The sequence below is a fragment of the Lysinibacillus sp. NPDC093688 genome (assembly GCF_050280145.1).
Classification (GTDB): Bacteria; Bacillota; Bacilli; order Bacillales_A; family Planococcaceae; genus Lysinibacillus; species Lysinibacillus xylanilyticus_B.
The window spans coordinates 294,609-315,562 of the sequence record NZ_JBNNUX010000002.1; the positions used below are offsets into that span (position 1 = coordinate 294,609).

Genomic DNA, 20,954 nt, shown 5'->3' on the forward strand with positions numbered 1-20,954 from the left:
GAGTTTTTTTTCTAGAATGAGGTTTTCCGATGAAACAATACTTAAAACGTTATGCACAAAATTTTGATTATCCATTGTTTTTTACTGTTCTATTACTAAGCTTATTTGGATTAGTAATGATTTATAGCTCCAGTATGATGGTGGCGATTGCACAAAAAGGACAAGAACCAGATTTCTATTATCACAAGCAAGTCATTAATTTAATTGTAGCTTTTCTTGGATTTTTAGTAGCGGCATTTTTCCCGTATAAGCATTATGCGAATAAAAAAGTTATGTTGTTACTGACGGCTGTGCTAGTTGTCCTATTTACTTGGGTAAAAGTTGCTGGTAATGGTGATGAGGCAGGGATAGGTTCTCAAAGTTGGATACATGTTCCGGGTCTTGGTAATTTTCAGCCTTCTGAATATGCGAAGCTATTTATCATTTTATATTTTGCGGCAGCTTTTTATCGGAAAGGACAAAAATATACGCTTGAAAAGCTACAACCAAAGGAAATATTTTATCCTATATTCCTTTGGATTCTTGTTGTTGCTGGTGTAGCATTTGAAACCGACTTGGGAGCAAGTATTATTCTATGTGGAATTGCTGTTTGTGTTGTAGCAGCGAGTGGCATTCCATTTAAAACATTTTGGAAGTTTTTTGGGGTATTAGGAGCGTTTGGAGGAGTCATCTTTGGTATACTAATGCTGTTTAAAGGAAATATGTTAACGACAAACCGTTTGGGACGTCTTAAATCATACATTAATCCGTTTGAGTATGAGACTGGTAGTGGTCACCAAGTTGTCAATAGTTATTATGCCATTGGCGGAGGCGGTTTAGAAGGAAGAGGTCTCGGTCAGTCAATTCAAAAATTGGGGTATTTACCTGAACCACAAACCGATTTTATTATGGCGATTATTATGGAGGAACTAGGAATTTGGGGAGTTCTTATCGTTTTAGGTGGTTTAGGGTTTATTGTATATAAAGGATTTTCGATTGCGTTGCGTACGAAAGATCCACTAGCACGTATGATTACGGCTGGAATTGCGAGCTGGATTGGCTGGCAAACGTTTATCAATCTTGGGGGTGTAACAGGGTTAATCCCGTTAACCGGTGTAACGCTACCTTTTATTAGCTATGGCGGGACATCTATAATTATTCTATCTTTAGCGATGGGAATATTAATCAATGTTTCTATGTTTGAAAAGGTAGAAAGGAGAAAGACACAATCATAAAGGGGGATATCAATGGAATCAATCAACAAAATTCTCGTTGCTAATCGAGGAGAAATTGCAATTCGTATTTTCCGTGCATGTACGGAGTTGAATATCCAAACTGTAGCCATTTATTCGCGGGAGGACAGTGGGGCGTTCCATCGTTTTAAAGCAGATGAGGCCTATTTAGTAGGAGCAGGCAAGAAACCAATTGATGCTTATTTAGATATCGAGGGCATTATAACGATCGCGAAAGATGCTAATGTTGATGCGATTCATCCAGGTTATGGCTTTTTATCAGAAAACGTAGAATTTGCACGTCGATGTGAAGAAGAGGGGATTGTTTTCATTGGGCCGAATTCCCAACATTTAGATATGTTTGGAGATAAGGTGAAGGCGCGTGAACAAGCAATTGCTGCAGGTATTCCTGTTATTCCTGGTACAGATGGTCCAGTAGCTAATTTAGCAGAGGTAGAAGCTTTTGCTAGCGCATATGACTATCCAATTATGATTAAGGCAGCACTAGGCGGCGGTGGTCGTGGAATGCGCCTTGTTCGTACTAAAGAGGAGCTAGCTTCCTCCTATGAACGTGCAAAATCAGAGGCGAAGGCAGCATTTGGCTCTGATGAGGTGTATGTAGAAAAGGCTATTATTAAGCCAAAGCATATTGAAGTCCAAATTATTGGCGATCAACAGGGCAATATTATTCATTTATATGAACGTGATTGCTCGATTCAACGTCGTCATCAAAAGGTTGTTGAAATCGCACCATCTAATTCAATTTCGGAAGATTTAAGAAGCCGAATTTGCGATGCTGCGGTTCAATTAATGAAAAATGTCTCATACATAAATGCAGGGACAGTAGAATTTTTGGTTGCAGACAATGAATTTTATTTCATCGAGGTCAACCCTCGTATTCAAGTAGAGCATACGATTACTGAAATGATTACAGGCGTTGATATTGTGCACGCCCAAATTAAAGTGGCAGCAGGCTACGGTCTGCATAGTGAGGAAATCCATATTCCACAACAGGCCGATATTCCAATGATCGGCTATGCGATTCAAGCGCGTGTCACAACGGAAGACCCTGCTAATGATTTTATGCCAGATACAGGGAAGCTCATGGTGTACCGTTCAAGCGGTGGTTTTGGCGTTCGATTAGATGCCGGTAATGGTTTCCAAGGGGCTGTAGTAACACCGTACTATGATTCGCTACTAGTTAAAATTTCAACGACAGGGATGACGTTTAAAGAAGCCGCAGCAAAAATGGATCGAAATTTAAAAGAGTTCCGTATTCGTGGGGTGAAAACGAATATTCCATTCTTAAATAATGTTGTAACGCACGAGAAATTTTTAACGGGTGCATTTGATACGAGCTTTATCGATTCAACACCTGAATTATTTAATTTCCCTGAGCGCAAGGACCGTGGGACAAAGCTCTTAAGTTATATTGGTAATGTGACGCTAAATGGCTTCCCTGGTGTAGAGAAGAAGTCGAAACCAATTTTTGTACAGCCAAGCAATCCAAAAGTCGATAAATTAATCGTTCCGCCGGCAGGGACAAAGCAAATTTTAGATGCCCAAGGAGCAGACGGGCTTGTGAAATGGATTCTGGAGCAAGAGGATGTGCTATTAACGGATACAACTTTCCGAGATGCACACCAATCACTTCTTGCAACACGTGTGCGTTCACAGGATATGTTCGAAATTGCAGATGCAACAGCGCGTATGATGCATGATTTCTTCTCACTTGAAATGTGGGGAGGCGCGACGTTTGATGTGGCATATCGTTTCTTAAAAGAAGACCCATGGGAGCGTCTTGCCAAGCTACGTGAACAAGTACCGAATGTGCTATTCCAAATGTTATTGCGCGGTGCGAATGCAGTTGGCTACACAAATTACCCAGACAATTTAATTCGTGAGTTTATCGCTGAATCAGCGGCATCAGGCATTGATGTATTCCGTATTTTCGATAGCTTGAACTGGATTAAAGGAATGGAAGTAGCCATTGATGCAGCACGTCAATCAGGTAAAATTGCTGAAGCTTCGATTTGTTACACAGGAGATATTTTTGATGAATCAAGAGCGAAATATTCAGTTCAATACTACAAGGAAATGGCAAAAGAGCTGGAGGCAGCGGGTGCTCATATTTTAGCGATAAAAGATATGGCAGGATTATTGAAGCCAGAAGCAGCCTATCGTTTAATTTCAGAGTTGAAAGAGACGACAAGTCTGCCAATCCATCTGCATACGCATGATACAAGTGGCAATGGTATTTATTTATATGCCAAGGCGGCCGAAGCAGGGGTAGATATCATTGATACGGCGCTCGGTTCAATGGCAGGTTTAACATCACAGCCAAGTGCAAACTCCTTGTATTATGCAATGAAGGGCGGTAAGCGTGAGGTTCGTGCCGATATCGATGCGCTTGAAAAGTTATCGTACTACTGGGAAGATGTGCGTAAATATTATAAGGATTTTGAAAGCGGCATGATTAGCCCGCATTCTGAAATTTATGTCCACGAAATGCCAGGTGGTCAGTATAGTAACTTGCAGCAGCAAGCCAAAGCGGTAGGCCTTGGGGATAGATGGGAAGAAGTGAAGCGTATGTATTCCCGCGTAAACCTTCTATTTGGCGATATTGTCAAAGTAACTCCATCTTCGAAAGTAGTCGGTGACATGGCGTTATTTATGGTGCAAAATGATTTAGATGAAAACTCTGTACTAACAAGAGGGCAAACAATCGATTTCCCAGATTCTGTGATTGAATTCTTCCAAGGTTATTTAGGACAACCACATGGTGGCTTCCCAGAGGCACTTCAAAAGGTTGTGTTAAAGGATCGTGAAGCAATTACGGTACGTCCTGGCGAGCTACTAGAGCCTGTGAATTTTGGGCAACTAGAGGCGATACTAGAGGAAAAATTAAATCGTCCCGTGACAAAGCAGGATGTGCTAGCTTTTGCTTTGTATCCGAAAGTGTTTGAAGAGTATGCAAAAACAGTGAACTCCTTCGGCAATATTTCGGTATTAGATACGCCAACATTCCTTTACGGGTTAAAACTAGGCGAAGAAATCGAAGTCGAGATCGAAAAAGGAAAAACACTAATCATTAAACTTGTTTCAATTGGCGAACCGCAGCACGATGGTACGCGTGTTATATACTTTGAGCTAAACGGTCAATCTCGTGAACTAGTGATTCAAGATATGACTGTCGAAGTAGATGGCAGTCTAGCTTTAAAAGCAGACCCAAGCAATCCAAATCAAATTGGCGCAACGATGCCTGGTACGGTCTTAAAGGTAGTCGTATCGAAAGGAAGCCATGTAAAACGTGGGGATCATTTATTAATTACCGAAGCGATGAAAATGGAAACAACCGTCCAAGCACCGAAAGACGGTATCGTGAAAGAAGTATACGCTAATGCGGGCGATGCTATTTCAACAGGTGATTTGTTAATTGAAATTGAATAATTAGTAATAAAGAAGGTTATTAGATGGCTTTTATAGCATACTAATAACCTTTTTTATGGCTCATCACCATAACGTGTGGTTGATTTCCGTTACGGCTGGGCGCTTTGTAGCTGCCGCTTTGCTTTCGCTACAGAAAACATTTGTTGCTGACGCTTCGCTTTCGCGCAGAGCAGAGCTTCCTGGGGGCGTCCGATGAGCCGCTTGGGGCAACAGGATGTTGGTCACGAAGGCGTTATCACAGGACGTGATGGTTTTAGCCTTCGTTCCCCTATATGCTCGCTCCAGGGTCTCGGGCCAACACGAGGTTGGTCACGAAGGCGTTATCACAGGATGTGATGCTTTTAGCCTTCGTTCCTCTATCGCTGATCCCCGAGGAGTCGCCCAGCCTCCACTCCAATCAACTAAAATACAGGGCATATATTTTTAAACTTTTTGCTTATGAGCCTTTTTTATCTTCATTCAGAAAATATTTTCTGTAGCGAAAGCACGCCAAGGTAACAATAAAATTTGCTATATTGTAATAATAAACTTGTTGATTTTTTTACAAATGAATGGTAGAAACGTTTGACCAAATAAAAAAGATTCGCTATTGGAAAATGTAGCGAATCTTTTTCTACTATTATTTGTTTTTTTCATTATAATTGCTACGTGCAACTAGCATTACCATGTAACAAAGTAGACCAAATAGAATTGAAATAAATAATGAATGAAGTAATGCGACTGTTAAATTCAATTTAGTTAGGACTACTAGCATACCAGCAATCACTTGTAAAATTACTATAGCAAAGGCAATAATCCAGCCATAGTAAATAACGCGTTGATTCTTATATTCTTTTACAACGTGCCAAGTTATGTATGCAATCCAAATGAAAATGATAAGAACAGCTAGGCGATGCCCCATTTGCACCCATTCGTACATATTATTAAAAGGCGCGAATGGTGTTTCGTTATAGCAAAACGGCCAGTCAGGGCATATTAAGCTAGAATCTGTATGGCGAACAAGCGCCCCTGTATAAACGACTAAATAAGAATAAATTGTGACAGCAATTGTATGCCAACGTAACTTTTTACCAATAAAAACGTTATCGGCATCAAATTTTCGATCGACTTCAAATACAATCATAGAAAGAAGGAGCACAGCAGCAAAGGAAATAAGAGAAATCCCAAAGTGGAGCGCTAATATGAAATCGCCTTGTCCCCACAACACTTGAGCTGCTCCAATAAGAGCTTGTGCGATTAAGAAAAACATCGCTAAGAAACCTAATAATTTTACTTCACGAATATGACCGAGTTTACGCCATGTCCAAACTGTTAACGCAAGAATTGAAAGAGATACAACTCCAGTTACAAGACGGTGAGAAAATTCAATTAAGACTTCTGGTGTTATTTCTTTTGGAATAAGAGAACCATTACAATCAGGCCAGTTTCGACCACAGCCTAAGCCACTATCTGTTTTGGTAACAAGTGCTCCACCTAGTAAAATAAGGAGCATTCCAACTGTAGCGGCAACAGCAAACCATTTCATATACCTGTTTTGTTGCATAAAATGAGTCACCTACTTTATCTATGAACATTACATGAAAGTAATGTTTCTGCTAATAGATGATATCGAAAATACAGGTAAAAAACAACTTGTAATGAGTAGGGAGTATTAGATGTCGATTCCATTTCACAAATTGTTCATAATTTCGTACTCTAACCTTCACAATTCATTTTAGAAAATGTTTTACTATAGATATGTTGTTTTTAATATATTTCTAGACAAAGCTAATTTTTACAACTTCATCTAAATTTCACTTAATGTCTAGAAATCAATCGCAAATTTCGCTATAGTAATTGGTAGCGGAATATGCTTACAAAAATGAAAGGAGAGGTATCATGTCAAATGGTCGTGCACTGACGGCTACTAGAAATGGTGGACCAGCATCAACATCTGTTGTAAAAGATTTCTTAGCACTGATAAAAATTGGAATTGTAAACTCGAATCTTGTCACAACGTTTACAGGGATGTGGCTGGCATTTCAATTTACTAGTAGACACTTCTTGCAAGAGCTTGATGTCATATTGTTCACCATGCTGGGTGCAGCATTGATTATAGGTGGCTCGGGCGCAATGAATAACTTTATTGATCAGGATATTGACCCAATCATGAAAAGAACGAAGGCAAGACCGACAGTAACGGGGAGATTTAAGCCGAATTTTGTACTGACCATTGCCCTCTCATTTTTAATTGTAGGTGAAATTTTGTTATTTGCGGCATCGTTTGCGGCCGGCATGTGGGGACTTGTAGGGATATTTGCTTATGTTGTTCTGTACTCAATGTGGTCAAAGAGGAAGCATGTTAGTAACACGGTTGTAGGAAGTATTTCGGGGGCAATCCCACCAGTTATTGGGTTTGCAGCAGTTGAGCCTACATTAGGTCCTGGAGCACTTGCCTTATTCCTGATCATGTTTGCATGGCAGCCACCGCATTTTTATGCGCTTGCTATGAAACGCACTGAGGAATATCGTGCAGCTAATATACCAATGCTACCTGTAGTAAAGGGATTTAAACGAACTAAGTACTCGATGTTATTCTGGATTCTTTTATTATTACCGTTACCGTTCCTTTTACTAGAGCTTGGGGTTGGCTTCTTAATTCTTGCCACTGCATTGAACTTGGGCTGGTTGATTCTAGCTTTTAAAGGCTTTACTACAAAAGATGATATGAAATGGGCAAATAAAATGTTTATCTATTCTTTGAATCATATGACCATACTATTTGTATCCATCATAATTTTTGCGTTGTTTAGCTAAATTTAGGAATTCTTTCTTTTCTTAAAGAATTCATATAGACAGAACTGATGTCCTAGGTACACATGAAAATACAACAAAGAAAGAGGGGTTTAATTAAGCTATGATGAAAGGGCTTAAAAAATGGCGTCTTTTTTCACTACTAGCAGTGATGATGGTTTTCCTTTCTGGTTGTGGTGAAGATTATATTTCTACACTGAAACCGTCTGGTCAAGTTGGTAAAGAACAATACAATCTATTACTGTTAGCTACTGGAATTATGACGTTGGTTGTAATTATAGTATCCGTTGTCTATTTACTTGCATTCTTAAAATTCCGCCGTTCAAAAGTTGGCGAAAACGTTATTCCTAAGCAAGTAGAAGGAAGTCACACTCTTGAAATAATTTGGACAGTTATCCCAATTATTTTATTATTAATCTTAGCTGTACCAGTTGTTACTGCTACTTACAAATTTGCAGATGTTGCTGCAATGGACGAAGTAGATGAAAACGGCGACAAAACAGCACTTACTGTAAATGTAACTGCAAAATTATATTGGTGGGAGTTTGAATACCCTAACCAAGGTATTGTAACTGCACAAGAATTAGTTGTACCAACAGGTCAAAAAGTTTACTTTAACTTAAAAGCTGCCGATGTAAAGCACTCATTCTGGATTCCTGCTGTAGGCGGTAAAATGGATACGAACGTAGATAACTTAAACAAGTTCTATCTAGAATTCGATAAAGAATCAAAAGACCTTAAAGACGGCGTATTCTATGGTAAATGTGCTGAGTTATGTGGTCCTTCACATGCATTAATGGACTTCAAAGTTAAAGCATTAAGCCCAGATGCATTCGATACATGGGTAGCTTCAATGAAAGCAACTGATGGTAATAAGGCTGACAAAGCTTCAACAGATCTTGGGGAAGCAACATTTGCTAAGAGCTGTATGGGTTGTCATGCTGTATCGGGTACAAGTGGTGCAGGTACACCAGGTCCTAACTTAACTGCTTTTGGTGACCGTAACCGTGTTGCTGGTTTCTTAGAACATAATGAAGAAAACTTAAAAGCTTGGATTCAGGATCCTGGCAAATTCAAACCAGGTAACTTGATGATGAATGCAGACGGTACTGCGCCAATTTATGGCGACTTAACTGATGAAGAAATTCAAGCTCTTGCAACGTATATCATGGGCTTATCTGTTGAGAAATAATTTTAGTTTTATGTAACAAACTTGAGGGAGGTAAAAGTTGTGAGCTCATACACACAGAAAAAGGGCTTTGGAGCAACTGTCTGGGACTACATTACAACTGTTGACCATAAAAAGTTAGCAATAATGTATTTATTAGCCGGTACACTGTTCTTTGCTATCGCTGGTTTTGAAGCGTTATTAATGCGTATTCAATTAATGAAGCCAAATAACGACTTCGTATCAGCTGGTTTTTTCAATGAATTATTAACAATGCACGGAACAACAATGTTATTCCTAGCTGCGACTCCATTACTATTCGCATTTATGAACATGCTTGTACCATTACAAATTGGTGCGCGTGACGTAGCATTCCCGTTCCTTAACTCTTTAGGGTTCTGGTTATTCTTCCTAGGTGCATTATTCCTTCACCTATCATTCTTTATGGGTGGCGCTCCTGATGCGGGCTGGACGTCTTATGCATCATTATCTTTATATTCTCCTGGACATGGTATTGACTTCTATGTTCTCGGATTACAAATTTCAGGGGCAGGTACGTTAATTTCAGGTCTTAACTTTATCGTTACGATTATTACAATGCGTGCTCCAGGTATGACATTCATGCGTATGCCATTATTCACTTGGACTTCTCTTGTATCAAGTGCATTAATCCTATTCGCATTCCCTCCATTAACAATTGGTTTATTAATGATGTTATTTGACCGTATGTTCGGTGGTAACTTCTTTGACCATTTAATGGGTGGTAACACAATTATTTGGGAACACTTATTCTGGATCTTTGGACACCCAGAAGTTTATATCTTAGTATTACCAGCGTTCGGTTTATTCTCTGAGATTATTCCAGCGTTCTCTCGTAAACGATTATTCGGATATTCTTCAATGGTATTCGCAACAATTTTAATCGGTTTCTTAGGGTTCATGGTTTGGGCCCACCACATGTTTACAGTTGGTCTTGGGCCAACAGCTAACGCAATCTTTGCTGTTGCAACAATGGCGATTGCCGTTCCAACAGGTATGAAAGTATTCAACTGGATCTTAACTATTTGGGGCGGATCTATTAAAGTTACGACACCAATGCTTTATGCACTTGGTTTCATCCCGTCATTCGTTGCGGGTGGTGTTACAGGGGTAATGCAAGCATCTGCACCTCTTGACTACCAATTACACGATTCTTACTTTATCGTTGCTCACTTCCACTACGTAATCGTTGGTGGTATCGTAACAGCGTTATTTGGTTCAGCGCACTTCTACTGGCCAATTTTCTTCAACCGTATGTTAAACGAAACACTTGGTAAAATTACTTTCTGGGTATTCTTTATCGGATTCCATTTAACGTTCTTCGTTCAACACTTCTTAGGTTTAATGGGTATGCCACGTCGCGTATTCACTTACATGGAAGGTCAAGGTTGGGATCAGTTCAACTATATCTCTACAATCGGTGCATTAATGATGGGTGTAGGGGTTATCTTAATGGTAATCAACTGCTTAATGTCAATCAAAGGCAAACCGGCAGGTCGCGATCCATGGGGCGATGGACGTACTTTAGAATGGTCAATTCCACAACCAATCCCATTCTATAACTTCCGTCAAACACCTCTTGTTCGTGGTTTAGATCCTTGGTGGATTGAAAAGCAAGAAGGTAATAAAGAAGTTACATTTGCTGAGCCAATCGGTGATATTCATATGCCAAACAACTCAGCTATCCCATTTGTTATTTCTATCGGTATGTTTATCGCGGCATTCGGTGCTCTTTACAATCCAGATGCAGATAAACCATGGTCAATTTATATTTTAATTGGCGGTCTTGCAATTACATTTGGTGCTATGATTTTCCGTTCTGTTAAGGACGATCACGGCTTCCACTTACACAAAGAAGAAATTCTTGAAATTGAAGAACATCTTTACGGCAAAGGAGGAAATAAATAATGGATTTCAATACTAAATTTACTCCTCATACTTGGCCAGATAATCCTGAACAGGCTACGATGGAAGGGAAAAATAAAGTTGTTGGTTTCTGGATTTTCCTTGCCTGTGAAGTTGTACTTTTCGCAAGTTTATTCGCTACTTACCTAGCGCTTAAGAACAAAGGGCCAGCTGGCATGGAGTTCACAACACAAAGTTTATTTGAATTACCTTTAGCTTTCGCTATGACGATGTTATTATTAACATCTTCACTGACATCTGTTTATGCCATTTATCATATGCGTAACTTTAACTTTAAAGCTATGCAAACTTGGTTTGGTATTACAGTACTTTTAGGTCTTGGATTCTTAGGTCTTGAAATTTATGAGTTCTACCACTATGTACACAAAGGCTTTACATTTGACCAATCTGCGTTCTCAACTGCGTTTTATTCATTAGTTGGTACACATGGTTTCCACGTAACATTAGGTCTTGTGTGGATTACTACGTTAATGCTTCGTAATTCTAAACGTGGTCTTAACTTATACAATGCACCTAAATACTTCGTGGCTGCATTATACTGGCACTTTATCGACGTAGTTTGGGTATTCATCTTTACAGTAGTTTACTTGATGGGAGTGATCGGATAATATGTCTTCACACGATACACCTATAGTTGCTAAGTCACAGGCACAATACGAGTATGACCGTCATCATAATGCCGTTCATATGCGTAAACAAGTAATCAATTTTGCGATTATGATATTCTTTACGTTTATCGCATTCGCAGTAGTTGCAGCTGATTTTTCTAAATACTTAATACTTCCACTTATTTTATTGCTTGCTGGTGTTCAAGTTGTTCTTCAACTTTACGCTTTCATGCACTTAGAAGACAAAAAAACACACTTCGGTGGTGTAATTGGTTTCTTCATGTGGATGGGTATTTTAATCGCATTTACATTCTTCTTAGCATTTTTAACAATCATTTGGTGGTAATCACCAAAAAAGCACGTTCTCTACTTTATGTAGGAACGTGCTTTTCTTTTTTCTATTGTGTCAATGAAATTAAGGAGTTAGTTATAAAGTATGGCTTTGGCAAAACGAGGGGTTGATTTCCGTTCCGAATGAGCGCTTTGTTGTTGCTGTCGCCCAGTCTCCACTCCAATCAACTTATCCACATGACATACTTTTTAACAAGATGACATCCAACTTTTAGTTTTATCGACATCCACCTTCCGAAGAGCAAAAAGGATTCATACACAAAACTGTGCGTGAATCCTTTTAATTTATTATGTTGCCCAGTCTCCATTCCAATCAACTGATTCACAAAGCATGTATCCTCTGACATGTCGCTTTAATTTAAGTGATAAAACGCTTAGCAAAAGAGTTTCGTCTTAGGACAGCAACGACAATGTACAATTACGTCACTGTTAGAAGTCTATTCTGTTCAATTATGATGTGTTGTCATAGTGTCCAATTTTGAAATGCATTAAATTAATGAAAATTCTACGCTATTGTTGATTGGAGTGGAAGGCTACTCGACTCCCGTGGGAAAGCGAGACAGGCGAGACCCTGCACGGAGCGGAGCGGAGGAAGCGGCTCGACGCTCGCCCACAGGAAAGCGAGTAGCCTGGAACGGAAATCATCCTCATAAAAGTGTCACAACATTCACAGATTTCTTTGACCATATTGTTTTTCGCACTTTAAACCACCGTAAACTATGGTTAGTAATTTGTTCACCTTTCGTTCATTGCAGAATGTTTGTAAGCGTTCTATAATAGGGATACTGAAGTTAAAGGAGTGCGTTTTGTATGCCACTTAGTATATTTGGTTTCCAAGCTTTATGGAGCCCATACTTAATAGGGGTTCTTGTTTTTATAACAGTCATCTATTTTCTAGTCACAACAAAGTGGCGCAAGGATTTTAAAGTAAGTGAGCCTTTGAAAAAGGCAGAGGCTATTTATTTTGTACTGGCGATGGTAACGATTTATATTATTAAAGGATCTCCAATAGATTTAATGGCGCACATTATGTTTACGATGCATATGGTGCAAATGGCTATTTTATTGTTACTTGTACCGATCTTCTTAATTAAGGGGATTCCTTGGTGGGTATGGAAAGTTGCGATTGAAGCACCAGTTGTTAGATCTTTATTTAAAGTGTTTACATTTCCCGTCGCTGCGGTATTTGTGTTTATTGGTTTATTTTCTTTCTACCACTTACCTGCAGTACTAGACTACATTAAATTAAACGAAACTCTACATGGTACATATACATTTGTATTATTTGTTTCTGCTGTCTTAATGTACTGGCCTTTGATTCAAAAGATGCCTAATCTTCCACAAATGAAACCTTTGCATAAATTAGCCTATATCATTGCTAATGCGGTATTAATTACACCTGCGTGTGCGTTAATTATTTTTGCACCAAACGCTATGTATGAAACATATACAAATGGTGATGCATGGCTAAAGGCAATGGAACTTTGTGTACCAGTTTCAACACTATCTAGTTTATCTCTTTCTGGACCAGAGCTCTTTACAAATATGACACCTGTTGCCGATCAGCAACTAGGCGGCGTTTTAATGAAGATTTTACAAGAGCTTATTTTTGGTGTATTACTAGGAGCAATCTTCCTTAATTGGTATCGCGCAGAGCAAAAGGATCCGGATAAAATTACTGCTGATGCTTTAAAAGAGCATCAGAAGAAATGGGAAAGCCAGCAGCAACATCAATTGTAAAAAAAGAAATTTTAATTTGTATAAGGGGTTTTGTCAATGGAATTGCAAATTTTGCCTACTATAAGTACATCATTCATCGTTATTAGTGCTGTACTTGTAGCTATTGGTTGGGGCTTAATTATAAAAAGAAAAGTAGAGGCACACAAAAAAGTAATGCTTGCAGCAGGAGCTGCAGCACTTATCTTCTTTATTATTTATGCCTCACGTACAATCTTTATTGGTAACACAGCGTTTGGTGGCGGAGAAGACTTAAAACCATATTATACGTTCTTCTTAATTTTCCATATTACGCTTGCAACAACTGGAGCAGTATTTGGTATTGTTAGTATCATCTCTGGTTTGAAAACGAATCTTAAGCTTCACCGTCGTATTGGACCGATTACAAGTATTATATGGTTCTTCGTAGCTATTACCGGAGTTTTAGTATATATTTTACTATATGTAATGTTTGAGCCAGGTGAAACAACATCTGTTATTAAAGCAATTTTAGGCTTTTAACTTCTTTCAGTGGGTGTCCAAATGTTAGCCTAAAGTCATCGCAACCATTCGATAACGGCTAACTGACCTGCATCGGTAAAAATGCCACGTCCTGTGGCATTACCGATGCAGACCTAAGCACAAAGCCGATTCCGGACGCATTGTTTATCTGTGCGAAAGCGAAGCGACAGCAACAATTATGCTGAGGCATAATTGATAAAATAAATCTCCCTCCTTATTTTTGAGAAGGAGGGAGATTTTTTATGGACGTTTGATTAAATAGGGAGAGGACAACAACAAAGAGTAAGGGACCGATTAAAATGCCTAGAAATCCAAACATTTCAAAACCGATAAACATTGCAATAAAGGTTGTGAGTGAGGAGAGTCCAACTTTATTTCCAATCACTCTAGGCTCAATCATACGTCGAACTAAAAATAGTATGATTGTTAATACGACTAGCACAACAGCAAAGATATAATCACCTGTAAAAGCTTTATAAATTGCCCAAGGAAGAAGCAAAATGAATGAGTCTAAAAAAGGAACGAAATCAAAAATGACTAGCAAGAGTGCTAAAACAAGTGGGAATGGAGTTTTAAGAATATAAAAAGTCCCAAAAGCTATAGCTAAAATGCAAATACCAACTAAAAATTGAGCTTTCACAAAACCAAATAAAGCAAGTTTCACACGATGTCCAATAAATAGTATTTTTTGTTGATAGTGAAACGAAATAGGTGCTAACATTTTACGGTTAATATTCGGTAATTCTAAAAGAAACATATATAACACAATCCAATAAACAAAGATATCAAACAAACAAGAAGGTATATACGTAAGTAAAGATGACCAAACATTCGCATTTGTTAAAGAAAGAGCATATTTCTCAATTGAAGAAAGAGCCTGTGCTATCATAAGTTGAATTTGTATAACAAGATCTAAGGGCAAACGATGCGTGTAGTTGGAAAGCTTGGATTGCATTTGAATCCATAGTGCTGAGAGCTGATTGAGGTACTCTGGAATATCAATGATAAATGTTGAAAATTGTTTCCAGCTTATAAATATGATGAGAATACATAATAATAATGTCACAATTGAAAAGAACATAAAAAAAATGGATGCGACTATTTTGCGTTTTTTTCGGAACCGTTTACTAATGCGTAAGATGACAGGTTCCAATAATAATGCAGTTACGTAGGCAAGTAGTATCGGTAATGACAGGGATATTAACCAGAGAATTGCAATTCCGCTAGCTATAACGATTATCGGATGGCGAAAAAAGGGATGTTTGAAAAATTGTAACATTTATCTCACCTACATCATGTAAAAGATATAGTTAGTATGAGAAGAAATAAAATTTTTACTCAAAATAAAAAAGACTGGACCACCAGTCTTTTCAGTTTAGCTATTGCACTGCATGCTATTGCCGTTACTGTTACCTGATAAAAAATAAAATGATTTCGATGTTTAATCGACATGTATGCACCGTGAAATAACTATCTAAAATTACGCATGAATTTCAAAAGCTTGTAAGTCTAATTGAACCTTTTTCAAGATTTCTTCACATTTTTTTACAAGATGAGCTGGATAAACTTCATCATCACCATACTCAACACCGTGTGGATAGTAGTATTTACCAAGTGCTGGTTTCATTAATGTTAGGATTGCATCGTGTGCACCAACATCACCTGATTTAGCATATGAGAATACACGTAGGTAATAACGTCCCTCACGAGTATCGAAACGCTTATCAAATGTCATACGTTCGTAGTCCCAGCCGCCATCACATTCTAAACCATTTTTTTTCATGACGCTTACAATAAGTTCTTGATCAGCTGTTAAATTTTCAAGGTTAGTATTTTCAAAATACATCTCTAATCCTCCTTTAGGTTCTCGTACAAAGTATACGCTCAGTTTTATAATAGAGCATATTCGACATTGTTGCAATGACAACATTGTGTCAACCCAACTACAATTGATATAATAATTTTAGAATAATCGTGATAAGAAGGAGTCATGTATGAAAGCTTTATTTCGCATTTTTATGGCATGTGCTGCAATTGCGTTGATTGGCTTTATGTTTTTTAATACACCACGTGAAAACGAGCCACTAAAAGGCCCGAATGCCAATTCAAATATCATTCCCAAAACCGAGTTAACGCAACCTGAAATGGGGGCAATGCCACGTCCGAAAAGCGGGATGTCGACATTAATCGGTAAAGAAATAAAGGAAGTATCGGATAAATATGGTGAACCAGTGCGAAAGGAACCATCATCCTTTGGCTATGATTGGTGGATCTATAATGCAAATGCTTCCAAATTTTTTATGGTAGGCGTTGAAAATAATGTTGTGACACAAGTTTATATAGCTGGTGAAGATTTAGATGCTTCTCCTTTTAAGGTTGGTCAGAAGCGTGACGATATATACCGAATGACTATTATAGATTACGAAGTAACGGCGAATGTTGGTGAAAATATTTTCTCTTTCTCGATGAGTGAAGAAGATATGCAGACACGATTGCTTGTAAAATTCGATGGGATTTTTGCACAACTCTATCTCGATAGAGAAACGAGTGAGCTACAAGGCATACGCTTTACTAATAGTAAAACGCTTGTTCTTCATCAACCTTATGAAATGACTTATCAAGGCGAACTAGTTATACCAACACCACCTTCTTCCTTTTTGCAGAAGGAAATTAACGAAGCAAGTGCTGAGCAGCTTGACGATTTAATAAATGTAACAAGAGTTCAACATGATTTATCTCCATTAAATATTGATGAATCAATAGAAAAAGTTGCAAATATGCATAGTGAAGATATGAAGGTTCAAAATTTCGTTGGGCATGAATCACCAACAAATGGCGATTTAAAAAAGAGGTTAGAAACTCAGGGAATCGAATATAGTGAAGCGAATGAAAATCTTGCGACTGATTATTTTGATGCTATTGAAGCAATGCATGGTTGGCTTAATTCATCTGAGCATCGAAAAGTCATTTTAAATGATCTATATACTACAGTCGGATCTGGCGTATTTTTAAACTATTATACGCAAATATTGTTAGAACCTTCTTCTCAGGAGCTGGATAGTGAGAATAAAGACTCTGAGGAACCAGTAGAAAATATTGATGAATCATCACCTAAAAGTGAAACTTAATTAGTGGAGATTTTCTTCACGTCTTCACCAATCAGGCATTTAATGATAGTGAATCTCGTTTCGCATTCGGTACTGCTAAAATATGGGGATATATATATAAAGTAAAGACTGAAGATAAACTTGGCAAAATCAAGTTTATCTTCAGTCTTTTTTTCATTTAGACGAAAAAGAAAGCACAATGACCAACTACATTTTTCGTCACACCGTTATATACGTCATCATATGATAGAGAACCGAAAGGGGGAATGAAGCTTGCAATTAGCTGAGCTATTAAAAGACTGGCCGTGTAGTGTAACTGGAGGATCTATTCGTACAAATATTACAGGCATTGAGGATTATGCTCAGGCAGTAAAACCTGGGGATATTTTCATTGTACGTAAGGGTAAGAAAACATCGGGAAGTCGTTTTGTAAAAGAAGCATTAGCTCGGGGAGCTGCCGCTATAGTGTCAGAGGAAAGCATTTCACTACCTATTACTGATCAAAATATTCCTTTTGTTTGGGTTCCGAATACATCCCTATTTCTATCGTATGCGAGTGCAAAGCTTTCAGCCTTTCCAGCGGAAGCATTAACAGTCATTGCGGTTACGGGTACAAATGGTAAAACAACAGTGAGTCATTTTGTGAGCCAATTGCTAAGAGCCCTACATAAAAACGTTGCAGTTATTGGAACTGTAGGATTTTTCATCAATGAACAGAAACAACAAACAGTGCATGAGCAATTAACTACATTACAGGCAAAAGAGTTGCATCCGATTTTAAAGCAATGTGTACGAAATGGTGTTACACATGTTGTTCTAGAAGCTTCGTCAATGGGATTACAGCAACATAGACTTGATCATTGTGATATCGATTGTGGTGTTTTTTTAAATTTAACGGAGGACCATTTAGAAGATCACGGAGGACTTGAGGCATATAAGCGTGCGAAAAAAAGGTTGGCAGATTTGTCGAAAAAGCTTGTGCTAAATGGAGATGATAATTTTTGCCGTTCCGTTGGTATTTATGATAAGAAAAAATCCTGCTCATTCGGCTTTGATAATCATAATGATTTACATATCCAAATTGTCAGTGAATCAATTGGAAAAACGGTGCTTTGTTTACAAACGTCATCGAGCGAGCATATTATGGAAATCCCTTTTACTGGTAAATATCATGTGCAAAATGCTGTAGCTGCGTTAATGACTTTATGGCGCTTAGGTTTTTCAATTGAAGATTTAGCGGAGCATATGTGGTTGTTAAGGCTACCGGAAGGAAGGCTTGAGAAAATAGACAATCCATTTGGGGTTGACGTGTACGTAGATTACGCACATACGGCAGAGGCATTACAGGCGGTTTTGCAAACCTTGGATTACTCTAAAAACCTATACCTTGTATTTAGCTGTGGGGGAAATCGGGATAAGGCGAAACGTTTTGCGATGGGAGCGGTAGCAAGTAAGTATGCGGATGTTATATTTTTAACAACTGATAATCCACGTGATGAAGACCCTATTTTAATTAATGAAAGTATTATTGCTGGTTTTACTGAGCAGCAATATTATGAAATCTATCTAGACCGAAAAGTTGCTATTCATCAAGCACTAGCAAAGGCTGAAAAAGGCGATACTGTACTTGTTGCCGGAAAAGGGCATGAACAGACCCAACAAATAAAAAATCAAAAATTCCCTTTTTCCGATCAACAATGTATTCGAGATTACTTTTTAAATCTTATGTCTAAGGACGGCGTTGAATAACAAAGAAAGAACCAGTTGCAATAGCAAGTCTTCGTCCAGTCTCATCCTCGATATCACATTCCATTACAAGTGTCTGACGCCCTTTATGTACGAAACGTCCACGAGCAATTAGTTCCTTGTTGGTTGTTGTAGCAATATAAGAGATACTCATATTTGTAGTGACAACATTAAAGCCTTCTGGCACCGAACGCGAAGCAAGTCCGCCCATTGCTGCATCTGCAATTGTTGCAATAATCCCACCGTGTGGTACCTTAATAGTATTATGGATAACGGGTGTAATGGGAATACGAACTTCGCTAACTTCGGGTTCAAATTTGCCAACCATATGTAAGGCAGCATTAATATAACGTCGATGAACACCTTGTTGTTTATCGCGAAGTCCAGACAATAAATGTAGTAATACTTCCTCATCTTCAGCAGTGCTATGTTGTAAAATCTCTGCAAGTAATTGTTCTATTTTTTCTTTAGATGATGGTACCAATTTAAAAACTCCTTTATTTAAAAATATCAATAATGTAAAATTACCATAAAATCTGTTATGATGGGAAAGAGATTGGGGGAATTAAAAATGATGATGACCTCTGACTGGGCAATCATTTTGGATGAGGCCGATGCGCTTTGTGAGATGATTCTTTCCTCTGAGCCTGCGAAAGCGCTGAAACAAGCGTATAATGATGTGTATAGCGACGTCCAAATAGTGGAAGCTATTTACGCATTTAATCGCATGAAAGAGCAGTACGAAGATGTACAACGTTTCGGAAAATATCATCCGGACTATCATACAATTATGAAATCGATTCGTCAGCAAAAGCGCGAACTCGATTTAAATGAAAAGGTTTCAGCTTTAAAAATTGCTGAGAACGATTTTCAAGATTTGCTTGACCAAATAAGCTTACTTATAGGAAAAACTGTTTCTGAAGCGGTAAAAGTTCCAGTAAGTAATCCGTTCTTTGCATCAGGTTCTTCATGTGGTGGAGGATGTGGCTCAGGCGGTTCTTGCTCTTGCTCTGCATAAATAAGGTAATACTTTTTCATAGACTGTATACAAAACTCGAGTGAGTTTGTATATAGTCTTTTTTTATTACTATATTATGTTGTAGCGACAGCTACATACATCAGGGTGTAATTGCTGAAGAAAAAATTGTATAGTAATTGAAAAGGTGAAATAGAAATTAAAGGAGGATTAACAGATGAAGACTTATCGAATTGCCGTCATACCAGGAGATGGGATTGGTAAAGAGGTTGTCCCAGCGGCGATAGAAGTGCTTAATAAAGCCGCTCAATTAGATGGCAGCTTTCAATTTGAATGGACAACATTCCCATGGGGCTGCGATTATTATTTAGAGACAGGCAAAATGATGCATGATAATGGTATTGAAATTTTAAAAGGTTATGATCAAATCTTTTTAGGTGCTGTAGGTATGCCTGATTTAGTACCAGATCACATTTCATTATGGGGACTACTTATTAAAATCCGCCGAGAGATGAAACAATCTATTAATGTGCGTCCAGCAAAGCTACTTCAAGGTTTGCCTTCACCTTTACGTAACCCAAATGGCTTTGATTTTGTAGTTGTACGTGAAAACTCAGAAGGAGAGTATGCTGAGAGTGGTGGCAGAATACATAGTGGACAGGATGAGGTTGCTATCCAAAATGCTATTTTTACGAGGAAGGGAACAGAGCGTGCAATGCGATATGCATTTAAAATGGCGGAAACTCGACGCCAGCATGTTACAAGTGCCACAAAGTCTAATGGAATTACGTATAGTATGCCTTTTTGGGATGAAGTATTTGCGGAAGTAGGTAAAGATTATGAGAGCATAGCACAAGTATCTAATCATATTGATGCTTTAGCTGCCTTTTTAGTGATGAAACCAGAAACCTTTGATGTAATTGTTGCATCAAATTTATTTGGGGATATTTTAACCGACTTAGGTGGGGCAATTATGGGTAACTAAACTGTTACAACAAATTTATACAAACCTATACAAACCTGTATAGAAGCATAGATTTATAACAGAATACCCTTCGTATCAAGCGATTGGTGCGAACTCCACGTTAATTGCTTTTAACTCCTAAAGCCTTGTGACCAAAGCGGAGCTGGAAACGGCAGACGTAACGGTGCGAAAGCAGAAAAAACAACAAGGATAGCATAAGCTGAAAAAAATTACTCAGTGTCCGTAAAGGATCATCGTGACAACGGAAAACGGTGGCGCTACGTGCTTTGACAATGGATGTTTAGCAGCGAACTCCTAAATCTCTAATGAGACAAGGAAGACGTTCAACGACTATCTCCTTGAGGGAGAGTAAAACC

The 20,954-nt window shown here is 38.3% G+C and carries 16 protein-coding genes and 1 pseudogene; 13 read left to right on the forward strand and 4 right to left on the reverse strand.

Annotated features, from left to right (window positions below):
- Window positions 1-29 precede the first annotated feature (29 nt).
- Window positions 30-1,214 (forward strand): FtsW/RodA/SpoVE family cell cycle protein, encoded by a 1,185-nt coding sequence (locus ACQKN2_RS03605; RefSeq protein ID WP_427413728.1) that lies wholly within the window; start codon window positions 30-32, stop codon window positions 1,212-1,214.
- Window positions 1,215-1,226: 12 nt separating this feature from the next.
- A complete protein-coding gene (gene pyc, locus ACQKN2_RS03610; protein WP_427413729.1) occupies window positions 1,227-4,661 on the forward strand; it encodes a pyruvate carboxylase in 3,435 nt (1,144 codons plus the stop codon).
- Window positions 4,662-5,280: 619 nt separating this feature from the next.
- Here the strand turns inward: pyc and ACQKN2_RS03615 are convergent.
- On the reverse strand, window positions 5,281-6,204 hold the full coding sequence (locus ACQKN2_RS03615) for a COX15/CtaA family protein (protein ID WP_427413730.1): 924 nt from the start codon (window positions 6,202-6,204) through the stop codon (window positions 5,281-5,283).
- A 335-nt stretch (window positions 6,205-6,539) separates the two neighbouring features.
- On the opposite strand from ACQKN2_RS03615, the gene cyoE reads away from it, so the two are divergent.
- The 7 genes from cyoE (at window position 6,540) to ACQKN2_RS03650 (ending at window position 13,784) form a co-directional block, all read left to right on the forward strand.
- Window positions 6,540-7,457, forward strand: a complete 918-nt coding sequence (gene cyoE / locus ACQKN2_RS03620; protein WP_323645321.1) for a heme o synthase — start codon at window positions 6,540-6,542, stop codon at window positions 7,455-7,457.
- A gap of 100 nt (window positions 7,458-7,557) precedes the next feature.
- Window positions 7,558-8,646 (forward strand): cytochrome c oxidase subunit II, encoded by a 1,089-nt coding sequence (coxB, locus tag ACQKN2_RS03625; protein ID WP_427413731.1) that lies wholly within the window; start codon window positions 7,558-7,560, stop codon window positions 8,644-8,646.
- Window positions 8,647-8,685: 39 nt separating this feature from the next.
- On the forward strand, window positions 8,686-10,569 hold the full coding sequence (gene ctaD, locus ACQKN2_RS03630) for a cytochrome c oxidase subunit I (RefSeq protein WP_427413732.1): 1,884 nt from the start codon (window positions 8,686-8,688) through the stop codon (window positions 10,567-10,569).
- Window positions 10,569-11,195: a cytochrome c oxidase subunit 3 gene (locus ACQKN2_RS03635; protein WP_323645318.1), complete on the forward strand. Its 627-nt coding sequence runs from the start codon at window positions 10,569-10,571 to the stop codon at window positions 11,193-11,195. The genes ctaD and ACQKN2_RS03635 overlap by 1 nt, the downstream gene beginning before the upstream one ends.
- Window position 11,196: 1 nt before the next feature.
- On the forward strand, window positions 11,197-11,541 hold the full coding sequence (locus ACQKN2_RS03640) for a cytochrome C oxidase subunit IV family protein (RefSeq protein WP_053594672.1): 345 nt from the start codon (window positions 11,197-11,199) through the stop codon (window positions 11,539-11,541).
- 815 nt (window positions 11,542-12,356) lie between these two features.
- Window positions 12,357-13,286 carry a cytochrome c oxidase assembly factor CtaG gene (ctaG, locus tag ACQKN2_RS03645; protein WP_427413733.1) on the forward strand — a complete coding sequence of 310 codons (930 nt, stop codon included), beginning with the start codon at window positions 12,357-12,359 and terminating at the stop codon, window positions 13,284-13,286.
- A 36-nt stretch (window positions 13,287-13,322) separates the two neighbouring features.
- On the forward strand, window positions 13,323-13,784 hold the full coding sequence (locus ACQKN2_RS03650) for a DUF420 domain-containing protein (RefSeq protein WP_427413734.1): 462 nt from the start codon (window positions 13,323-13,325) through the stop codon (window positions 13,782-13,784).
- A gap of 214 nt (window positions 13,785-13,998) precedes the next feature.
- On the opposite strand, the gene ytvI is transcribed toward ACQKN2_RS03650, so the two are convergent.
- Window positions 13,999-15,063 (reverse strand): sporulation integral membrane protein YtvI, encoded by a 1,065-nt coding sequence (gene ytvI / locus ACQKN2_RS03655; protein WP_427413735.1) that lies wholly within the window; start codon window positions 15,061-15,063, stop codon window positions 13,999-14,001.
- A gap of 201 nt (window positions 15,064-15,264) precedes the next feature.
- Window positions 15,265-15,630, reverse strand: a complete 366-nt coding sequence (locus ACQKN2_RS03660) for a YugN family protein (RefSeq protein WP_323645314.1) — start codon at window positions 15,628-15,630, stop codon at window positions 15,265-15,267.
- A gap of 148 nt (window positions 15,631-15,778) precedes the next feature.
- Between ACQKN2_RS03660 and ACQKN2_RS03665 the strand changes: the two genes are divergently transcribed.
- Together ACQKN2_RS03665 and ACQKN2_RS03670 are read left to right on the forward strand one after the other, a co-directional pair.
- On the forward strand, window positions 15,779-16,912 hold the full coding sequence (locus tag ACQKN2_RS03665) for a CAP domain-containing protein (protein WP_427413736.1): 1,134 nt from the start codon (window positions 15,779-15,781) through the stop codon (window positions 16,910-16,912).
- A gap of 252 nt (window positions 16,913-17,164) precedes the next feature.
- The gene (locus ACQKN2_RS03670; protein WP_427413737.1) at window positions 17,165-18,640 is read left to right on the forward strand and encodes a UDP-N-acetylmuramoyl-L-alanyl-D-glutamate--2,6-diaminopimelate ligase; all 1,476 of its coding nucleotides are present in this window, start codon (window positions 17,165-17,167) and stop codon (window positions 18,638-18,640) included.
- On the opposite strand, the gene ACQKN2_RS03675 is transcribed toward ACQKN2_RS03670, so the two are convergent.
- Window positions 18,621-19,121 carry a PaaI family thioesterase gene (locus ACQKN2_RS03675; protein WP_427413738.1) on the reverse strand — a complete coding sequence of 167 codons (501 nt, stop codon included), beginning with the start codon at window positions 19,119-19,121 and terminating at the stop codon, window positions 18,621-18,623. The two genes, ACQKN2_RS03670 and ACQKN2_RS03675, sit on opposite strands and share 20 nt — an antisense overlap.
- Window positions 19,122-19,208: 87 nt before the next feature.
- Here ACQKN2_RS03675 and ACQKN2_RS03680 point away from each other — a divergent pair, with 87 nt between their 5' ends.
- Window positions 19,209-19,655, forward strand: a complete 447-nt coding sequence (locus tag ACQKN2_RS03680; RefSeq protein ID WP_427413739.1) for a YlbF family regulator — start codon at window positions 19,209-19,211, stop codon at window positions 19,653-19,655.
- Window positions 19,656-19,830: 175 nt separating this feature from the next.
- A pseudogene (locus tag ACQKN2_RS03685) lies at window positions 19,831-20,595 on the forward strand (isocitrate/isopropylmalate family dehydrogenase); the annotation flags it as partial.
- Window positions 20,596-20,954 lie beyond the last annotated feature (359 nt).

What these genes read in the sequence shown, in the direction of transcription:
- ACQKN2_RS03680 (WP_427413739.1), top strand. Translation starts at nt 19,209, where the DNA reads ATGATGATGACCTCTGACTGGGCAATCATTTTGGATGAGGCCGATGCG.
- ACQKN2_RS03605 (WP_427413728.1), top strand. Translation starts at nt 30, where the DNA reads ATGAAACAATACTTAAAACGTTATGCACAAAATTTTGATTATCCATTG.
- ACQKN2_RS03640 (WP_053594672.1), top strand. Translation starts at nt 11,197, where the DNA reads ATGTCTTCACACGATACACCTATAGTTGCTAAGTCACAGGCACAATAC.
- coxB (WP_427413731.1), top strand. Translation starts at nt 7,558, where the DNA reads ATGATGAAAGGGCTTAAAAAATGGCGTCTTTTTTCACTACTAGCAGTG.
- ytvI (WP_427413735.1), bottom strand. Translation starts at nt 15,063, where the DNA reads ATGTTACAATTTTTCAAACATCCCTTTTTTCGCCATCCGATAATCGTT.
- ACQKN2_RS03665 (WP_427413736.1), top strand. Translation starts at nt 15,779, where the DNA reads ATGAAAGCTTTATTTCGCATTTTTATGGCATGTGCTGCAATTGCGTTG.
- cyoE (WP_323645321.1), top strand. Translation starts at nt 6,540, where the DNA reads ATGTCAAATGGTCGTGCACTGACGGCTACTAGAAATGGTGGACCAGCA.
- ACQKN2_RS03650 (WP_427413734.1), top strand. Translation starts at nt 13,323, where the DNA reads ATGGAATTGCAAATTTTGCCTACTATAAGTACATCATTCATCGTTATT.
- ACQKN2_RS03615 (WP_427413730.1), bottom strand. Translation starts at nt 6,204, where the DNA reads ATGCAACAAAACAGGTATATGAAATGGTTTGCTGTTGCCGCTACAGTT.
- ACQKN2_RS03660 (WP_323645314.1), bottom strand. Translation starts at nt 15,630, where the DNA reads ATGTATTTTGAAAATACTAACCTTGAAAATTTAACAGCTGATCAAGAA.
- pyc (WP_427413729.1), top strand. Translation starts at nt 1,227, where the DNA reads ATGGAATCAATCAACAAAATTCTCGTTGCTAATCGAGGAGAAATTGCA.
- ctaG (WP_427413733.1), top strand. Translation starts at nt 12,357, where the DNA reads ATGCCACTTAGTATATTTGGTTTCCAAGCTTTATGGAGCCCATACTTA.
- ACQKN2_RS03635 (WP_323645318.1), top strand. Translation starts at nt 10,569, where the DNA reads ATGGATTTCAATACTAAATTTACTCCTCATACTTGGCCAGATAATCCT.